Origin of the sequence: Nocardioides sp. NPDC023903 (genome assembly GCF_040639295.1) — a bacterium.
In the GTDB taxonomy this organism is placed as follows: Bacteria; Actinomycetota; Actinomycetes; order Propionibacteriales; family Nocardioidaceae; genus Nocardioides.
In genome coordinates, this window is record NZ_JBEZZS010000087.1 from 1 (window position 1) to 1,216 (window position 1,216).

Annotated in this window: 2 protein-coding genes; both read left to right on the plus strand. The window is 67.4% G+C overall.

Features of this window, described 5'->3' with window-relative positions; genetic code table 11:
- The first annotated feature begins 70 nt into the window (after window positions 1-70).
- Entirely contained in the window at window positions 71-919 is an 849-nt protein-coding gene (locus AB0F44_RS30115; protein WP_357361038.1) for an AarF/UbiB family protein, read from the plus strand.
- 34 nt (window positions 920-953) lie between these two features.
- The coding region (locus AB0F44_RS30120; protein WP_357361036.1) for a hypothetical protein at window positions 954-1,216 on the plus strand (263 nt) is incomplete at its 3' end.

The following is a 1,216-nucleotide window of genomic DNA, read 5'->3' on the forward strand; positions in this document are numbered from 1 at the left end:
ACCGAACAACAGCGGAACGATGAACACCGCGAGGGTCGCCGCGACCATCCCGATCGAGTAGCGTTGCTCGATCCGCTCGCGCGCGGTCTGGTCCGACGGTCGCGCGGTGGCGGTGAAGGTGCAGTATCCCGGCGCCGACGACGCGCTGCGCGCCGATCTGAAGACGCTCTCCCGGATGACCGGACTGCTCTCGTCGGTGATCCCCGGCGCCGATGTGAAGCCGCTGCTGGCCGAGATCACCGAACGCACCGAGGAAGAACTCGACTACCGCATCGAGGCCGCCAACCAGCGCCGCTTCGCCGCCGCGTTCGATGGGCATCCCACCATCACGATCCCCAAGGTGGTGGCGGGCGCCCCGAAGGTGATCGTCACCGAATGGCTCGACGGCACTCCGGTGTCGGCACTGATCAAGGCCGGCGCGGAGGATCCCGAGGGCACCCTCGCGCAACGCAACCGGATCGCCGAGCTGATGGGGACCTTCCACTTCAGCTCGCCCGAACTCGTCGGCCTGCTGCACGGCGACCCGCACCCCGGCAATTTCCTGGTGCGCGAGGACGGCACCCTGGCCGTGCTCGACTTCGGCGCCTGTGCGCCGATGCCGGACGGTTTCCCGGAGGTCCTCGGCCGCATGCTGGCCCTCGCTGTCGCCGACGAGCACATCGGCGTTGGTCCAGGGGCGCAGCGTCAGTCCGTCGGCAGCGGCGAGCGTGGGCTGGTCGGCGGCGAAGGTAGCGGAATCGACCACGGCCGACATCAACTCGGGCATATGGCCATTGTCCCCGTCGAGCCCGGCGAAGATGGGCAGTTGGAGTCGGCCAGGACTTATTACCTGCGGTTGGGCATTGCGGCTGTCGCCAGCAACACGGGGCGAAGTGCCTCAAACCTGACGGTCGTCCGGTTAAAGTCGACGCGCGGTTGATGCGGATGAGAACAGTCAGGGGTGTGGTGTGCGGGTGTCGTCGAAGCCGGCAAAGGCTTTCGGGCAGGTACTGGGGCTGGCGATAGCGGTGTCGGTGGTGATGACGCCGGGTACGGCCACCGCGGAGCCGGTTGCGGCAACGACCTGGTTGTGCCATCCCTCTGCCACCGGCGATCCCTGCGACCTGCCCTCGGACACCACCGATCTGGGCACCGGGCAGGTCGATACGCCGATCAGAATGGAGGAAGCCGACAAGCCGGTGGACTGCTTCTACCTCTATCCGACGGTCAGCGACCA